The 15,824-nt window shown below is 67.3% G+C and carries 13 protein-coding genes; all 13 read left to right on the plus strand.

Features of this window, described 5'->3' with window-relative positions; translation table 11 throughout:
* Positions 1 to 16: 16 nt before the first annotated feature.
* The 13 genes from AO057_RS04225 to tcuB all read left to right on the plus strand — a co-directional run bounded on the left by AO057_RS04225 (position 17) and on the right by tcuB (position 15,786).
* Positions 17 to 892 (plus strand): branched-chain amino acid ABC transporter permease, encoded by an 876-nt coding sequence (locus AO057_RS04225; RefSeq protein WP_057674461.1) that lies wholly within the window; start codon positions 17 to 19, stop codon positions 890 to 892.
* Between the two features lie 22 nt (positions 893 to 914).
* Entirely contained in the window at positions 915 to 3,449 is a 2,535-nt protein-coding gene (locus AO057_RS04230) for a branched-chain amino acid ABC transporter ATP-binding protein/permease (protein WP_057674462.1), read from the plus strand.
* Positions 3,450 to 3,479: 30 nt separating this feature from the next.
* On the plus strand, positions 3,480 to 3,866 hold the full coding sequence (locus AO057_RS04235; RefSeq protein ID WP_082605624.1) for a cupin domain-containing protein: 387 nt from the start codon (positions 3,480 to 3,482) through the stop codon (positions 3,864 to 3,866).
* The gene (locus tag AO057_RS04240; protein ID WP_082605407.1) at positions 3,866 to 5,335 is read left to right on the plus strand and encodes an aldehyde dehydrogenase family protein; all 1,470 of its coding nucleotides are present in this window, start codon (positions 3,866 to 3,868) and stop codon (positions 5,333 to 5,335) included. The genes AO057_RS04235 and AO057_RS04240 overlap by 1 nt, the downstream gene beginning before the upstream one ends.
* Positions 5,336 to 5,367: 32 nt before the next feature.
* A complete protein-coding gene (locus AO057_RS04245) occupies positions 5,368 to 7,146 on the plus strand; it encodes a thiamine pyrophosphate-binding protein (RefSeq protein ID WP_057674464.1) in 1,779 nt (592 codons plus the stop codon).
* 30 nt (positions 7,147 to 7,176) lie between these two features.
* Positions 7,177 to 7,899, plus strand: a complete 723-nt coding sequence (locus tag AO057_RS04250) for an SDR family oxidoreductase (RefSeq protein ID WP_057674465.1) — start codon at positions 7,177 to 7,179, stop codon at positions 7,897 to 7,899.
* 5 nt (positions 7,900 to 7,904) lie between these two features.
* A complete protein-coding gene (locus tag AO057_RS04255) occupies positions 7,905 to 8,801 on the plus strand; it encodes a sugar ABC transporter substrate-binding protein (RefSeq protein WP_057674466.1) in 897 nt (298 codons plus the stop codon).
* Positions 8,798 to 9,769 (plus strand): Bug family tripartite tricarboxylate transporter substrate binding protein, encoded by a 972-nt coding sequence (locus AO057_RS04260; RefSeq protein WP_057674467.1) that lies wholly within the window; start codon positions 8,798 to 8,800, stop codon positions 9,767 to 9,769. The genes AO057_RS04255 and AO057_RS04260 overlap by 4 nt, the downstream gene beginning before the upstream one ends.
* Before the next feature lie 15 nt (positions 9,770 to 9,784).
* On the plus strand, positions 9,785 to 10,756 hold the full coding sequence (locus tag AO057_RS04265; protein WP_057674468.1) for a Bug family tripartite tricarboxylate transporter substrate binding protein: 972 nt from the start codon (positions 9,785 to 9,787) through the stop codon (positions 10,754 to 10,756).
* 10 nt (positions 10,757 to 10,766) lie between these two features.
* Positions 10,767 to 12,251 (plus strand): FAD-dependent oxidoreductase, encoded by a 1,485-nt coding sequence (locus AO057_RS04270; RefSeq protein ID WP_057674469.1) that lies wholly within the window; start codon positions 10,767 to 10,769, stop codon positions 12,249 to 12,251.
* Between the two features lie 98 nt (positions 12,252 to 12,349).
* Positions 12,350 to 13,105, plus strand: a complete 756-nt coding sequence (locus tag AO057_RS04275; protein WP_057674470.1) for an SDR family NAD(P)-dependent oxidoreductase — start codon at positions 12,350 to 12,352, stop codon at positions 13,103 to 13,105.
* Between the two features lie 88 nt (positions 13,106 to 13,193).
* The gene (gene tcuA, locus AO057_RS04280) at positions 13,194 to 14,612 is read left to right on the plus strand and encodes an FAD-dependent tricarballylate dehydrogenase TcuA (protein WP_057674471.1); all 1,419 of its coding nucleotides are present in this window, start codon (positions 13,194 to 13,196) and stop codon (positions 14,610 to 14,612) included.
* Complete coding sequence (gene tcuB, locus AO057_RS04285) at positions 14,599 to 15,786, plus strand: tricarballylate utilization 4Fe-4S protein TcuB (RefSeq protein ID WP_057674472.1); 1,188 nt, start codon at positions 14,599 to 14,601, stop codon at positions 15,784 to 15,786. The genes tcuA and tcuB overlap by 14 nt, the downstream gene beginning before the upstream one ends.
* The last annotated feature ends 38 nt before the right edge of the window (positions 15,787 to 15,824 follow it).

Genomic DNA, 15,824 nt, shown 5'->3' on the forward strand with positions numbered 1-15,824 from the left:
CACCCGTCTGGAAATCATGGAAATCTTGTTCTTGCTCGAGCAGGTCGTCAACGGCCTGGTGCTCGGTGGTTATTACCTGCTGCTGGCCCTGGGCCTGTCGCTGATCTTCAGCGTGGGTGGCATCGTCAACCTGGCGCACGGCGCCTTCTATGCGCTGGGCGCCTACGTTTCGCTGGAGGTGATCAAGCATGCCGGCTTCACCGGCAGCATCTTCATCACGCCGGCCCTCGTGGGCCTGCTGGGCATCCTGTTCGAGCGCTACCTGCTGCGCCGTTTCTACACGGCCGATCCCATCCTCAGCCTGCTGGTGACCTTCGGCCTGGCCCTGGTGGCCGAGCAGGCCCTGCGCATGGCCTGGGGCTCGGCCCCGCTGGCCTCCACCATGCCGCCCGAATTCAAGGGCCAGCTCATCATGGGCGACATGATGTTCTCCAAGTACCGGCTCTTCATCCTGGGCGTGGTGACGGTGGTGATGGTCGGCATCTGGCTGCTGCTGCACAAGACCTCTTTCGGTCGTGTGGTGCGCGCCGGTGTGCAGAAGCCCGACATGGTGGCCGTGCTGGGCATCAAGCTGCAGCCCTATATGACGGCCATCGTCATGCTGGGTGTGGCCACGGCCGCGCTGGGGGGTGTGCTCTTCGGCCCCATCACCATCGTGCACCCGGCCATGGGCACCGAGATCATGACGGTGGCCTTTGTCGTCGTGGTGATCGGCGGCCTGGGCAGCTTCTGGGGCGTGGTGCTGGCGGCGCTGCTGGTGGGCGTGGTGCGCGGCATCACCATCCATTTCCAGCCGGCGGCCGGCGAGGCTTCCATGTACGTGCTGATGTTCCTGGTGCTGATGTTCCGTCCGCGTGGCCTGCTGGGTGAGCGCATCGAACGCTTCGAGTGAGAACGAGAAGAAAACCAAAACAATGACTGCTCTGCTGAATTCCAAATACCGGCCCTTGTGGGTCGGCCTGGTCGCCCTGGTGCTGCTGCCCCTGGGGTTCCAGGCCATCGGCCTGACGCTGGACGCCGCTACCGTGGTGGTCATCCTGGCCATGGCGGCCATGGGCCTGAACCTGCTGGTGGGCACCACCGGCCTGGTCTCCTTCGGCCACAGCGCCTGGTTCGGCATCGGCGGCTACGCAGCCGCGCTGGCCCAGCTGCACTGGTTCAAGGATCAGATCGTGCTGCCCTTCGCCTTTTCCATCCTGTTCACGGCGACCTTGTCGCTGCTGGTGGGCTTTCTCATCCTGCGTCGCCGCGGGGTCTATTTCTCGCTGCTGACGCTGGCGCTGACCGCGCTGACCTTTGCCATCGCCTTCCGCTGGACCAGCCTGACCGGCGGCGAGGGTGGCCTGGGTGGCATCGAGCGGGGCGGGCTGGCCCTGCTCAACCTGGACAGCCACCTGGTCTATTACGTGCTGGTGGCGCTGACTGGTTTTGCCGTGCTCTACGCCCTGCTGCGTGTGACACGCTCGCCCTTCGGCCATGTGCTGGTGGCCATCCGCGAGAACGAGCAGCGTGCGACCTTCCAGGGCTACAACGTCGACCGCTACAAGCTGCTGGCCTTTGTGATCTCGGCCACGGTGACCGGCCTGGCCGGCGCGTTGATGGTCTTCCTGCACCGCCTGGCCGCGGCCGAGTCCACCACGGTGGCCTTCTCGGGTGAGCTGCTGGCCATGGTGGTGATCGGCGGCATGCGCAGCTTCCTGGGCCCGGCCCTGGGCGCGCTGTTCTTCCTGCTGTTCCGCGAGCTGTTCTCCATCTACACCGACAACTGGCTGCTGTATTTCGGCCTGATCTTCGTCGCCTTCATCATCTTCTCGCCCGCGGGCCTGACCGGCATCTGGGCCCAGCTGCAGCGGCGCTGGCGTCCCGCGCCCGAAGACGGCGCCGCCATGAGCAAGCGCAAGATCTTCGAAGGCCTGCCCCTGCCCGAGTTCCTGCGCCCGAAGCGCGTCGAGGGCGCCGTGCTGGAGGCGCAGGGCATCAGCAAACGTTTTGGCGGCATCCAGGCCGTGCGCGAGAACAGCCTCACGATGGAGGCGGGACAGATCCACGCCCTGATCGGCCCCAATGGCGCGGGCAAGACCACGACCTTCAACCTGATCTCGGGCATGTTCATGGCCGACACGGGCACGGTGCGCCTGCACGGGCAGGCCATCCAGTTCCTGGCGCCGGACCGCATCTGCCAGCAGGGCCTGGCCCGTTCCTTCCAGATCACCAATCTGTTCAAGGGCCTGAGCATCTACGAGAACCTGCGCCTCTCGCTGCAGGCGCGGCACGCGGCGCGCTTCAACGTCTGGCGCGACATCGACAGCTACCCCGAGGTTCACACCGAGACGACCGAGCTCATGAAGTTCCTGGGCCTGCAGGGCATGGAGCAGGTGGGCGGGGGCGACCTGTCCTATGGCGGCCAGCGCCTGGTGGATCTGGGCATCGCCCTGGGCTCCAAGCCCCAGGTGCTGCTGCTGGACGAGCCGCTGGCCGGCCTGGCCGCGGCCGAGCGCGAGCGGGTCTCCAATCTGGTCAAGACCATCGCGAGCAACATCCCCGTGCTGATCGTGGAGCACGACATCGACCGCGTGTTGTCTTTCTCGCACCGCGTGACGGTGATGAACCAGGGCGAGGTGCTCATGAGCGGCACGCCCGAGGAGGTGCGCTGCGACCGGCGTGTGCAGGAGATCTACACCGGCACCGGCACGCCGCCCGTGACGGGCCGCACCGGCGTGGCCACGGGCGACCGGCCCCTGGTGCTGGACTTCGACAAGGTCAACGCCTTTTACGGCAAGAGCCACATCCTCAACGACGCCAGCCTGCAGGTGCGCGAGGGCGAGATCGTGGCGCTGCTGGGCCGCAATGGCGCGGGCAAGTCCACGCTGCTGAAAAGCCTGGTGGGCCTGCTGTCACCGGCCAGCGGCCGTGTGAACTTCAACGGCCGCGAGATCGCCGGCCTCAGCGCGCCCGACATTGCGCGCCTGGGCATCGGTTACGTGCCCCAGGGCCGCGGCCTGTTTGCCGGCATGACGGTACGCGAGAACCTGTCGCTGGGCCGGCTGGCGCGTCCCACCGACGGCAAGACCGGCGTGGTCTGGGACGAGGCGCAGATCCTGGCCTATTTCCCGCGCCTGAAAGAACGCATGGACGTGGCGGCCGACTACCTCTCGGGTGGCGAGCAGCAGATGGTGGCCGTGGCGCGCGCGCTGTCGGGCAACGTCAAGCTGCTGCTGCTGGACGAGCCCTTCGAAGGCCTGGCGCCCACCGTGGTGCAGGAGCTGTTCACCGTGTTCGACAAGCTGCGCCAGCACGTGTCCATCGTCATCGTCGAGCACAACCTGGATCTGGTGCTGGCCCTGGCCGACCGCGCCTATGCGCTGGAGCGCGGCGCCGTCTTCCACGAAGGCCCGGCCGAACCCCTGTTGACCGATCTCGATTACCGCAAGAAGATTCTCTGGCTCTGAGCCGCTGCAACACACAAGGAAGGAATGATCATGAACAAGAAACCCGAGCTGCGGCTCCTGCTGGAAAAGATGGCGAACATGCCCTGGAAGGAATACCCGGGCCACTTCGGCGGCGCCCTGTCCAAGGAGCTGGCCGGCCCCACCACCACGGGCAGCTCGCGCGTGGACTTCCGCATCTCGCGCTACGCGCCCATGGCCTATGTGCAGGAGCACGTGCACAAGGTGCAGGAGCAGGTGTATTACGTGCTTGAAGGCGAGGGCATCCTCACGCTGGACGACCAGAAGCAGCTGATGCGAGCGCACGATTACGTCTACGTGCCGCCCGGCATCCGCCACAGCTTCACCAACACCGGCACCGATGGCCTGGTGTTCCTGGTGGTCACCACGCCGGCCGACGACGAAGAGGAGATGCGCTGATGGACCGCAAGGTATCTGCCGTGATCGACACGGCCACGTCCGCCGCTCCGGCTGTCTACGGCCTGCTGGTCAACGGCCAGTGGATCGCCGGCACGGGCCCGCGCGTTGCCGTGCGCGACAAGTACAAATTGCAGCCCTGCGCCACGGTCACCACCGCCGACGCGGCGCAGGTGCGCCAGGCCGTGGAAGTGACGCACGCTGCCTTCCGCCAGGGCGCGCCCGTGGCCTATGAGCGTGGTGTGGTGCTGGACCGCGCCGCCCAGTTGCTGGAGGCGCGCAGCGAGGAGTTCGTGCGCGCCATGCAGCTGGAAGCCGGTTTCACCCAGAGTGATGCCATGGGCGAGGTGCGCCGCTGCCTGCAGACGCTACGGCTTTCGGCCGAGGAGGCGCGCCGCCTGGCCGGCGACGTGATCCCGCTGGCCGGCGCGCCCGGCGCCGCCGGCCGCCTGGGTTTCACGCTGCGTGTGCCCCTGGGTGTGGTGGCCGCCATCACACCCTTCAACTCGCCGCTCAACACGGTGACGCACAAGGTGGCGCCGGCCTTTGCCGCCGGCAATGCCGTCATCCTCAAGCCTTCGTCCTTCACGCCCATCACCGCCTGCCTGCTGGCCGAGGTGCTGCTGGACGCCGGGATACCGAAGGGTTTCCTCAGCGTGCTGCATGGCAGTGCCGAGGTGGTGCAGGCCTTGCAGGCCGACGAGCGCGTGCGCTTTTTCGCCTTCACGGGCAGCACCGAAGTGGGCCGCAAGATCCAGCAGGCCGCCGGCCTGCGCCGCACGCAGATGGAGCTGGGCTCGATCGCCTGCACCATCGTCTGTGACGACGCCAAACTGGACGCGGCCCTGCCCAAGATCGTCAATGCCGGTTACCGCAAGGCTGGCCAGGTCTGCACCTCGGTGCAGCTGCTGCTGGTGCACGAGTCGCTGCTGGCCGAGGTGGAAACGCGCCTGGGCCAGATGGTCAAGGAGCTGGTCTGCGGCGACCCGCAGGACAGCAAGACCTTCGTCGGCCCGGTCATCAGCGAAGACAACGCCATCCGCATCGAGGCCTGGATCAACGAGGCCGTGGCGGCCGGCGCCAAGCTGCTGGCCGGCGGCCCGCGCCAGGGCGCCGTGGTGCCACCCACACTGTTGACCAACATCGGCGACGCCATGAAGGTGGGCTGCAACGAGATCTTCGGCCCCGTGGTCTGCATCGTGCCTTTCAAGACCCTGGCCCAGGCCATCGCGCGCGTGAACGCCACGCCCTTCGGCCTCGCCACCGGCCTGTTCACCAACCGCCTGGGCGATGCGCTGGCCGCGGCCCAGCAGCTGGAGGTGGGCGGCGTGCACATCAACGAGACCTCGAGCTCGCGCGTGGACCTCATGCCTTACGGCGGCTCCAAAGACAGCGGCTTCGGCCGCGAAGGCCCGCATTACGCGGTCCATGAAATGACCGAAGAGCGTATCGTGACGTTCACTGCGGTCTGATACCTGACACCTGAAAGTAGAAAGAGCTGAACATGGCCAAGATGAAAGGTGGCGAACTGATCGCCCAATACCTGGTCCAGGAAAAAGTGCCGTACATCTTCGGCATCTGCGGCCACGGCAACGTGGGCATCCTCGATGCCCTATACGACGTGAAGGACGAGCTCAAGCTCATCTCGCCGCGCCACGAGCAGTGCGCCGGCCACATGGCCGACGCCTACTTCCGCGTCAAGCACAAGCCGGTGGCCACGCTGACCTCCACCGGCCCCGGTTCGGCGAACATGGTGATGTCCTGCGCCACCGCGCTGTCGGATTCGTCTGCCTTCCTGTGCATCACGTCCAACGTGCCGACCTCGCAGCACAACCGCGCGCCCTTCCAGGAGCTGTACAAACACAACCAGGCCGACTTCGCGCAAGTGATGCGCCCGGTGGTCAAGCGGGCCTTCCAGCCCACGCGCGTGGACATGCTGCCGCTGGCCCTGCGCCAGGCCATGGACACCATGGTCACGGGCCGCCCCGGCCCGGTGAACCTGGACATCCCCTACAACGTCTACCAGGAAGAGGCGGATGTGGAGCTGCCGCCGCCCTCGCACGTGCAGCGCGCGCACCGCCCGGGCGCGAACGACGCTGACATCGCCATCGCACTGGACCTGCTGGCCGCGGCGCGCGAGCCCGTGCTCTTCATCGGCCACGGCGCCACCCTGTCCGAAGCCGGCCCCGAGATCACCGAGCTGGCCGAGAAGCTGGGCATCCCGGTCATCACCTCGCCCAATGGCATGGGCGCGATCCGCGGCGACCACCCGCTGGCGCTGGGTTTCATCGGCCGCAACGGCGCCTACCCCGCCAACGAGGCCGGCCGCCGTTCGGACCTGGTGATCACGTTGGGCACACGCTTCGACGACCGCAGCTCTTCGAGCTGGTTCGAGGGTTATTCCTGGAACTTCCCCAAGACCAAGCTCGTGCACGTGGACATCGACCCGCAGGAGCTGGGCCGCAACTACGCGCCCACACTCGGTGTGATCGCCGACGTGAAGGTCTTCACGCGCCAGCTGCTCAACGCGCTGCCCAACCGCAAGGACATCACGGCCACGCGCTACGCGCCCTGGCTGGCCCAGGTGCAGGGCTGGCAGGCCCAGTGGGAAGCTTTCGTGCGCCCGCACTTTGGTGACTCCACCAGCCCGCTGCGCCCCGAGTTCGTGGTGGGCACGCTGCAGAAGGTGCTGCCTGACGACGTGATCCTCGCACTCGACTCCGGCGTGCACCACAACTGGTTCATGCAGTTCTGGCAGGCCAAACGCCCGCAGAGCATGCTCAACAGCTGGGGCTATTCCAGCATGGGCTTCGGTGTCTGCGGTGTCATGGGTGCGGCGCTGGCCGCGCCCGACCGGCCTTGCGTGGCCGTGGTCGGCGACGGTGGTTTCACCATGGCGCCTTATGTGCTGTGCACGGCGGTGGAATACAACCTGCCCGTCGTCTGGATCATCTGGAACAACTTCGCCTGGGGCGCCATCCGCGATCTGCAGTACGGCCTGTTCGACGGCCGCGAGATCGGCACGGCCTTCTACCACGGTGAAACCGGCGCGCGTTACAACCCGGACTTCGCCGCCTGGGCCCGTGCCTGCGGCGCCGACGGCTACACCGTGACCCGTCCGCAGGACCTGGGCGCCACCGTGCAGCAGGCGCTGAAGAACAAACGCCCCTGTGTGATCGACGTGCACGTCGATGCCGAGGTGCGTCCCCCCTCTACGGGTACCTGGCAGCTGCCCCCCATCCCCTACAAAGAACCGATCTACGGCAAGCCTTACAAGGCCTGACATTTCACTCGAATCAATCAAGGATTTCCCATGAGCAAGAAGATCGCACTCGTTTTCGGCGGCACGCGCGGCATCGGCGCGGCGACGGTCCAGAAACTGGCCGAGGGCGGCTACGACGTGGCCTACACCTATGTGAGCAGCGCGCCCAATGTGCCGGCCAAGATCGGCAGCGCCACGACCCGGGGCTACAAGGTCGACATCCGCGAGGCGGCCCAGGTGGCCCAGGTGTTCACCGATGTGGCCAGGGACTTCGGCAGCATGCCCCATTGCGTGGTGGCCAACGCCGGCATCAACGTGCCGCCCGGCCCCATCGCCACTTACGACCCCGAGAACTTCCGCAAGGTCGTGGAGGTGAACCTCATCGGCGCCTTCAACGTGCTGAGCGCGGCCGCGAAGCACGTGGTGGACGGCGGCAACATCATCGGCCTGACCACCTCCATGGTGCGCGTCGCCGTGCCCGGCGGCGGTGCCTACACCGCCACCAAGGCGGGCGTCGAAAGCCTGCTGCGGTCCATGTCCAAGGAACTGGCGCCGCGCAAGATCCGCGTCAACGGCGTGGCCCCGGGCCCGGTGGACACGGACCTGTTCCGCGCCGGCAAGGACGAAGCCGCCATCGCGCGCTCGGCCGGCATGAGCCCCTTTAACCGCGTGGGCCAGCCCGAAGAGGTGGCCGAGGTCGTGGCCTTCCTGGCCTCCGACAAGGCGTCCTGGGTGCACGGCCAGATCATCCAGCCCAACGGCGGCATGGTCTGATCTCGATGCGCCTCGCGGTCTTCACCAAGAACTTTACGAACCCGGCCTACGGCGCAGCGCGCCTGGGCGCGGAGCGTGCGGCCGCGGTCTTCGGCGACGAGGTGCTGCACTTCGTTCCCCAAAAGGGTGACGACCCGGTGGAGCAGAGCGCGCTGATCGAGCAGGCTCTGGCATTGAATCCGCGACCCGATGCCTTCGTGTTTTCGCCCGTCCATGCGAGCAGGGTGGATGCGGCGATCGGCCAGGTGGTGGCCGCTGGCATCCCCATGATCGGCTTCGTCAACCCGATCGCGGCCGCGCCCATGGTGAGTTACGTCAGCTCGGACGATGAGCAGCTGGCGCAGGCGATCGCCAGCTACCTGTTCAGACATCTGCAAGGCAAGGGCCGGGTGCTCGTGGTGACGGGCCCCGAGGAGTCCTACACCAGCCAGGAGCGTCTGCGCGGTTTCCGCGACGCCGCGTGCGCCCTGCCCGGCATCGTGCTGGTCGGCCAGATCGCGGGTGACTACGTGCGCGAGACCGCACGGGACCGCACGGCGGCCTGGCTGCGCGACAACCCGGAACCCGATGCGGTGCTGGTGGCCAACGACATCATGGCCATCGGCGTGCTCGATGCATTGGACGCCGCGGGGAAGACCGCGGCCGTGGTCGGTGTGAACGCCATTCCCCAGGCCATCGAGGCCATCGCCGCGGGCCGCATGCTGGCCACGGCCGATTTCAACGCCATGCAGATGGCCTATCTGGCGGCCGAATGCGCGGCGCGCCACCTGCGTGGTGAGACGGTGCCGGCTTCGGTGGAACTGCCCGTGCAGATCGTGGACCGAGGCAATTTCGCGCAGTGGAACCTGCCCTACGAGCAGCGCCCCGTCATCACCTTGGAACAACTGAGGAGCAAAAAATGAAACGCAACTTCCTGAAGCAGGTCCTGGGCGGACTGCTGCTGGCCACGCTGGCCGGCGGTGCTGTCGCGCAGGACTACCCAAACAAGCCGATCCGTCTCGTGGCGCCCTTCGCGCCGGGCGGCGCGGTCGACATCCTGGCGCGCATCATCGGGGAGCGCCTGAGCACCCAGTACGGCCAGAACGTGATCGTCGACAACAAGCCCGGCGCCAGCGGCCACCTGGGTGCGCAGATCGTGGCCAAGGCGCCCGGCGACGGCTACACCCTGATGGTGGGCACCATCGGCATCCATGCTGCCTACGCCAGCTACAGCAAGCTGACCTACAAGCCGGCCGAGGAGCTGCGGCCCGTGCTGATCATTGGCGAGTCGCCCAATATCGTGGTGGTGCCTGCGAACTCCAGGTACAAGACCTTTGCCGACTTCCTGGCCGATGCGAAAGCGAATGCCGGCAGGATCAACTACGCCACGGCCGGCGCCGGCTCCTCGGTGCACATGGTCACCGAGCTGTTCCAGCTGGCCATCGGCCAGCGCATGAACCACGTGCCCTACCGAGGCAGCGGTCCGGCCCTGATCGACCTGATCGCCGGCCAGGTCGACGTGATGTTCGACAACATGTCCTCCGGCATGCCGCACGTGCAAAGCGGCAAGCTGCGTGTGCTGGCCGTGACCGGTTCGAAGCGCGACCCGCGCCTGCCGGAGGTGCCCACCATCGCCGAAGCCGGTGTGCCCGGTTACAGCGGCACCTCGTGGTTCTCGCTGGCCGCACCGGCCAGCATGCCGGCCGCGCTGGTGGCCAAGCTCAACCAGGACGTGCAGCGTGTGCTGGCCAGCCCCGAGGTGGTGGCGCGCTACGACAAGCTGGGCATGAACTACACACCTAACAGCCCGGCCGAGGCGACGGCGTTTTTCAAGAGCGAAACCGAGAAGTGGACCCGCGTGATCGAAGCGGCCAGGATTCAACTCGACTGACCCCAGGAGACCAACATGCTGAAGCAACTGATCCATCCGCTGCTGGTGACCGGCCTGCTGGCCGCCAGTCTCTGTGCCCAGGCCCAGGACGTCTTTCCCTCCCGGCCGGTCAAGATCGTCGTGCCCTATGCGGCCGGTGGTCCGGCCGACCTGCTGGCCCGCGGCGTGGCCGAGAAGCTGGGCCCGCGCCTGGGCCAGCCCGTGGTGGTGGAGAACAAGCCGGGTGCCGGCGGCCACACGGGCGCCGAGCAGGTGGCCAAGGGCCCGGCCGACGGCTACACCCTGGTGCTGGCCACGATTGCGCACAACGGCGCGGTGGCCCTGTACCCCAAGCTGCGTTACGACCCCATGAAGGAGCTCAAGCCGGTGATCCTGCTGGCCGAAGCGCCCAGCATCCTGATCGTCAAGCAGGACCTGCCGGCCAAGTCGGTGCAGGAGCTGTTGGCGCTGGCCCGGGCCCAGCCCGGCAAGCTGACCTACGGTTCGGCCGGCAATGGTTCGGCCATGCACATGGCGGCCGAGCTGTTTCGTTACATGAGCAAGGTGGACTACGTGCACGTGCCCTACCGCGGTGGCGCGCCGGCCATGGCCGACCTGCTGGGCGGCCAGATCGACATGCTGTTCGAGAGCCTGGGCACGGCCCATCCGCAGCTCAAGAGCGGCAAGGTGCGTGCCCTGGCCGTGACCGGCACCAGCCGCAGCCCCAGCCTGCCCGATGTGCCCACCGTGGCCGAAGCCGGTGTGCCCGGTTACTCCTCGGTGCCCTGGTACACCCTCTCGGTGGCCAGCGGTACGCCGGCGGCCATCGTCAGCAAGCTCAATGCCGAGCTCAACGTCGTGCTCAAGGACAAGGACCTGGTGCAGCGCTGGGACGGCCTGGGCATCATGGCCCTGGGCGGCACACCGGCCGATGCGCAAAAGCGCAACGAGGCCGAGACGAGCAAGTGGACGGCGGTGATCAACGCGGCCAACATCAAGTTGGATTAAGCGCCCGGGCATGCAGAGAGAAGAACGGACTTACGACGTGGTGGTGGTCGGCGGCGGCGGCGCCGGCTTGGCCGCGGCCATCGAGGCGCGCGAGAGCGGGCGCAGCGTGCTGCTGCTGGAGAAGAACCCGGCCCTGGGCGGCTCCACGGCCTGGTCCATCGGTTCGGTGACGTCCAGCGGCACGCCGCATCAGAAAAAGCGCGGCATCGTCGACAGCCCCGCGGACCACTGGGCCGACATGCCGGGGTTTGCGGGTGAGCTCGATGCCCGCGACAACCCCGAGCTGCGCCGCATCCTCTGCAACGAGATCCCCGCCACCTTCCAGTGGCTGCTCGACTCCGGCGTGCGTTTCATGGGCCCCATGCCCGAGCCGCCGCACCGCCAGCCGCGCATGCACAACGTGCTGCCCAATTCACGCGCCTTCATCTACCACCTGGGCCGGCGTGCGCGCCGCGTTGGCGTGGAGATCCGCACCGGCCTGCGCGTCACGGCGCTGCTGCAGGAGGGCGGGCGCGTGACCGGCGTCGATGCCGAGGGTGACAGCGGCCTGAAGCGCTACATGGCGCGCGGCGGTGTGGTGCTGGCCGCGGGCGACTTCACCAACGGCCCCGAGTTCAAGGCTCGTTTCATGGGCCCGCAGGAGGCCAAGGTGGAGGGTGTGAACCTCACGGCCACCGGCGACGGCCAGCGCCTGGGCGAGACCCTGGGCGCGCGCATCGTCAACGGCGACCTGGCCCTGGGCCCCGAGATCCGTTTCATCGCCCCGGCCACCGAGACCTTCGTGCGGCGCCTGCCGCCCTGGCGCTGGCTGGCGGTCTTCATGCAGTGGTCGCTGGACCACCTGCCCCAGGCCATCCTGCGGCCCTTCATGATGAAGTTCCTGACCACGGCGCTGGCGCCCTCGACCACGTTGTTCGAGCAGGGGGCCATCCTGGTCAACCAGCGCGGCGAGCGTTTCGGCAACGAACTTGACAAACCGGCCTGGCGCCTGCCCGACCAGCCCGGCAAGGTGGGCTACATCGTGATCGATGCCGCACTGGCGCAGCAGTTCTCGGCCTGGCCGCACTTCGTGTCCACCGCGCCGGGCATCGCCTATGCCTACATCCCCGACTACCGCCAGAACCGGCCCGACGTCTACGCCGAGGCGCCGACGCTGCCCGAACTGGCGCGCAAGCTCGGCATGGACGCGACGGTGCTGGCGAGCAGCGTGGCGGCGGCCCCGGTGCGCCCCCTGGGTGCAGGGCCCTACGTGGCGCTGGGCCCGGTGCGTTCGGTCTTCGTGCACAGCGAGGGCGGCCTGATGGTGGACCACCAGCACCGCGTGCTGGGTGCCGACGGCCAGCCCGTGAGTGGACTGTACGCTGCGGGTTCCACCGGCCAGGGCGGCCTGCTGCTCAAGGGCCATGGCCACCACCTGGCCTGGGCCTTTGTCTCGGGCCGGCGCGCGGGCCGCCTGGCGGCCCAATCCGGCACGCCCGACCGGCAGCCATCCTAGCCATCACAATCTGTGATACCCCCTTGTGCCCCGACCCCTCGCCGGGGCGGGGCACAACGTATACAGTGCATGCTTATCTTCTCAGCAAGGCACAGATCATGGATTTGCAACTCAAGGACAAGACGGCGCTGGTCACCGGCGCCAGCGCAGGCATCGGCCGTGGCATCGCCAAGACCCTGGCCGCCGAAGGCGTGCGTCTGGCCATCACGGCGCGCCGCGTGGACAAGCTGCGTGAAGTCGCCGCCGAGATCGTGGCCGCTGGCGGCCACGCCCCGGTGCTGATCGAGCAGGACATGTATGCCGAGGACGCCGCGAAAAATCTGGCCCGGGCCGCCATCCAGGGCCTGGGGCACGTGGACATCCTGGTCAACAACGCCGGTGGTTCGCGCAGCTTCAAGGACCTGCACGTGAGCGAAGAGCAGTGGCAGGAAGCCATCACGCTGAATTTCCACCGTCCGCGCCAGCTGGGCGACGCCCTGATCGACCAGATGATCGAACGCAAGTGGGGCCGCATCGTCTGCATCACGGGCAAGAGCGAGCCCGAGCACATCAACGGCGCCTTCTGCGCCAAGGCCGGCATCCACAGCTGGGCCAAGGGCCTCTCGCGCATGGTGGGCCAGCACGGCATCACGGTGAACTGCGTGCCGCCCGGGCGCATCATCTCCGAGCAGATCATGCGCAACTACTCGCCCGAGTTCCAGAAGTGGCAGTGCGAGAACGAGATCCCGGTGGGCCGCTACGGTGAGCCCGAAGAGCTGGCCAATCTGGTGACCTTCCTGGCCTCGCCGCGCGCCGGCTACATCACGGGCGCGGTGATCCCGGTCGACGGCGGCCTGCGCAAGTACCAGTTCTGAACGGAACAGGCTGAGCGCACCGCTCTCCGGCCTGCAGGGGCCCGGGGGCGGCGCATGAGTTTTCCCGAAGAGGGTTGGAGTTGTACGTATGAGTCTGGACGTCCTGGTGATCGGTGGCGGCAATGCCGCCCTGTGCGCCGCCCTGATGGCCCGTGAGGCGGGTGCCAGCGTGATGCTGCTGGAGTCCGCGCCCAAAGAGTGGCGCGGCGGCAATTCCATCCACACGCGCAACCTGCGCTGCATGCACGATGCGCCGCAGGACGTGCTGCAGGAAGCCTACCCCGAAGAAGAGTTCTGGCAGGACCTGCTCAAGGTCACCGGCGGCCTCACCAACGAGCACCTGGCCCGCCTGACCATCCGCGCTTCCTCCACCTGCCGGCCCTGGATGATCAAGCACGGTGTGCGTTTCCAGCCCTCGCTGTCGGGCACCCTGAGCCTGTCGCGCACCAACGCCTTTTTCATGGGCGGGGGCAAGGCCCTGGTCAACGCCTACTACCGCAGCGCGGAGAAACTCGGCGTACAGATCCGCTACAACGCAGCCGTGGATCGCCTGGACATCCAGGACGGGCAATTCAAGGCGGCCTACATCGGCGATGAGCGCATTGAGGCCAAGGCCTGTGTGCTGGCTGCCGGCGGTTTCGAATCCAACCGCGCCTGGCTGCGCGAGGCCTGGGGCCAGAACGCCGACGGTGAATGGCCGGCCGACAACTTCCTGATCCGCGGCACGCGTTTCAACCAGGGCGTGCTGATCAAGGACATGATGAAACACGGCGCCGACATGATCGGCGACCCCTCGCAATCGCACTGCGTGGCCATCGACGCACGCGCGCCGGAATATGACGGCGGCATCTGCACGCGGCTGGACTGCGTCTCGCTCGGGGTGGTGGTCAACAAGCATGCCCAGCGTTTCTACGACGAGGGCGAGGACTTCTGGCCCAAGCGTTACGCGATCTGGGGCCGGCTGGTGGCGCAGCAGCCTGGGCAGATCGGCTACTCCATCATCGACAGCAAGGCCGTGGGCCGTTTCATGCCGCCGGTGTTCCCGGGCATCCAGGCCGACAGCCTGCCCGAACTGGCACGCAAGCTGGGCCTGGACGAAGCCACCTTCATGCAGACGATGAACGCCTACAACGCGGCCTGCCGCGTCGGCACCTTCGACCACACGGCGCTGGACGACTGCCACACCGAAGGCATCACCCCCGCCAAGACCCACTGGGCCCTGCCCATCGACACCGGGCCGTTCTACGGCTACGCGCTGCGCCCGGGCATCACCTTCACCTACCTCGGGCTCAAGGTCGACGACCGGGCCGCCGTGCATTTCGGCGGCCAGCCCAGCGACAACCTCTACGTGGCCGGCGAGATGATGGCCGGCAATGTGCTGGGCAAGGGCTACACGGCCGGTGTGGGCATGTCCATCGGCACGGCCTTCGGCCGCATTGCCGGCACCGAGGCGGCACAGGCTGCCCTGAACATCAAGGATACGGAGAAGCAACGTGCAGCAGCTTGAGACTTTGACCCGCGAGGCACGGGCCCTGGCCAACGGTGAAGTCCTGCCCGGCAGCCCGGAAGCCGAAGTGGCGCGCCAGTTGCAGATCTGCAATGCCTGCCGTTATTGCGAGGGCTTCTGCGCCGTCTTCCCGGCCATGACCCGCCGCCTGTCCTTCAATGCCGCCGACGTGCACTACCTGGCCAACCTCTGCCACAACTGCGGCGCCTGCCTGCACGCCTGCCAGTACGCGCCGCCGCACGAGTTTGCGGTCAATGTGCCGCAGGCCATGGCCAAGGTTCGGCTGCAGACCTACACGGACTTTGCCTGGCCGTCCGCGCTGGGCCAGCTCTACCAGCGCAACGGTCTCACGCTCTCCCTGGCAACGGCGGGGGCCCTGGCCTTTTTCATGATGCTGACCCTGTGGCTCAAGGACACCCTGTGGCGCGTGCCGGCCTCGGCGGACTTCTACGGCATCTTCCCGCACAACCTGCTGGTGAGCCTGTTCGCCCCGGTTTTCCTGTTGGCCGTGCTGGCCCTGTCTTTGGGATTGCGCCGTTTCTGGCGCGAGGTGACGCCGGGCCGCGACTACGAGGCCCCGGTCATTGCGGCCGTGCAGGGCGGTGCGGCGCTGGAAGCCACGCACGACGTGCTGCGCCTGAAGTACCTGGACGGCGGCCACGGCGAGGGCTGCCACAACGAGGACGATGCCTGGACGAAAAAGCGCCGTGTCTTCCACCACGCCACCTTCTACGGCTTCATGCTGTGTTTTGCCGCCACCAGCGTGGCCACGCTTTACCACTACCTCTTCGGCTGGGTTGCGCCCTATGACCTGCCCAGCCTGCCCAAGATCCTGGGTGCCGTGGGTGGCGTGCTGCTACTGATCGGCACGGCGGGGCTGTACTGGCTCAACCTGCGGCGCCACCCGCAGCACGGTGATGCCGCGCAAAAACCCATGGACCGCGGTTTCATCGCCCTGCTGTTTTTCACCAGCCTGACCGGCCTGGGCCTGTGGGGTGCGCGCGGCACGGCGTTCATGCCGGCCACGCTGGCCTTGCACCTGGGCTTCGTGATGGCCCTGTTCCTCACGCTGCCCTATGGCAAGTTCGCGCACGGTTTCTTCCGCAGCGCGGCCCTGCTCAAGTGGGCCATCGAAAAACGCCTGCCGAGCAAGCTCAAGGTGGGTGACGAGTAAGAGCTCGGCGCCAAAAATTCACGATGCATTGCCACGGC

Source organism: Curvibacter sp. PAE-UM, assembly GCF_001432305.1.
Taxonomy (GTDB): domain Bacteria; phylum Pseudomonadota; class Gammaproteobacteria; order Burkholderiales; family Burkholderiaceae_C; genus Hylemonella.

What these genes read in the sequence shown, in the direction of transcription:
- AO057_RS04225 (WP_057674461.1), top strand. Translation starts at nt 17, where the DNA reads ATGGAAATCTTGTTCTTGCTCGAGCAGGTCGTCAACGGCCTGGTGCTC.
- AO057_RS04230 (WP_057674462.1), top strand. Translation starts at nt 915, where the DNA reads ATGACTGCTCTGCTGAATTCCAAATACCGGCCCTTGTGGGTCGGCCTG.
- AO057_RS04235 (WP_082605624.1), top strand. Translation starts at nt 3,480, where the DNA reads ATGAACAAGAAACCCGAGCTGCGGCTCCTGCTGGAAAAGATGGCGAAC.
- AO057_RS04240 (WP_082605407.1), top strand. Translation starts at nt 3,866, where the DNA reads ATGGACCGCAAGGTATCTGCCGTGATCGACACGGCCACGTCCGCCGCT.
- AO057_RS04245 (WP_057674464.1), top strand. Translation starts at nt 5,368, where the DNA reads ATGGCCAAGATGAAAGGTGGCGAACTGATCGCCCAATACCTGGTCCAG.
- AO057_RS04250 (WP_057674465.1), top strand. Translation starts at nt 7,177, where the DNA reads ATGAGCAAGAAGATCGCACTCGTTTTCGGCGGCACGCGCGGCATCGGC.
- AO057_RS04255 (WP_057674466.1), top strand. Translation starts at nt 7,905, where the DNA reads ATGCGCCTCGCGGTCTTCACCAAGAACTTTACGAACCCGGCCTACGGC.
- AO057_RS04260 (WP_057674467.1), top strand. Translation starts at nt 8,798, where the DNA reads ATGAAACGCAACTTCCTGAAGCAGGTCCTGGGCGGACTGCTGCTGGCC.
- AO057_RS04265 (WP_057674468.1), top strand. Translation starts at nt 9,785, where the DNA reads ATGCTGAAGCAACTGATCCATCCGCTGCTGGTGACCGGCCTGCTGGCC.
- AO057_RS04270 (WP_057674469.1), top strand. Translation starts at nt 10,767, where the DNA reads ATGCAGAGAGAAGAACGGACTTACGACGTGGTGGTGGTCGGCGGCGGC.
- AO057_RS04275 (WP_057674470.1), top strand. Translation starts at nt 12,350, where the DNA reads ATGGATTTGCAACTCAAGGACAAGACGGCGCTGGTCACCGGCGCCAGC.
- tcuA (WP_057674471.1), top strand. Translation starts at nt 13,194, where the DNA reads ATGAGTCTGGACGTCCTGGTGATCGGTGGCGGCAATGCCGCCCTGTGC.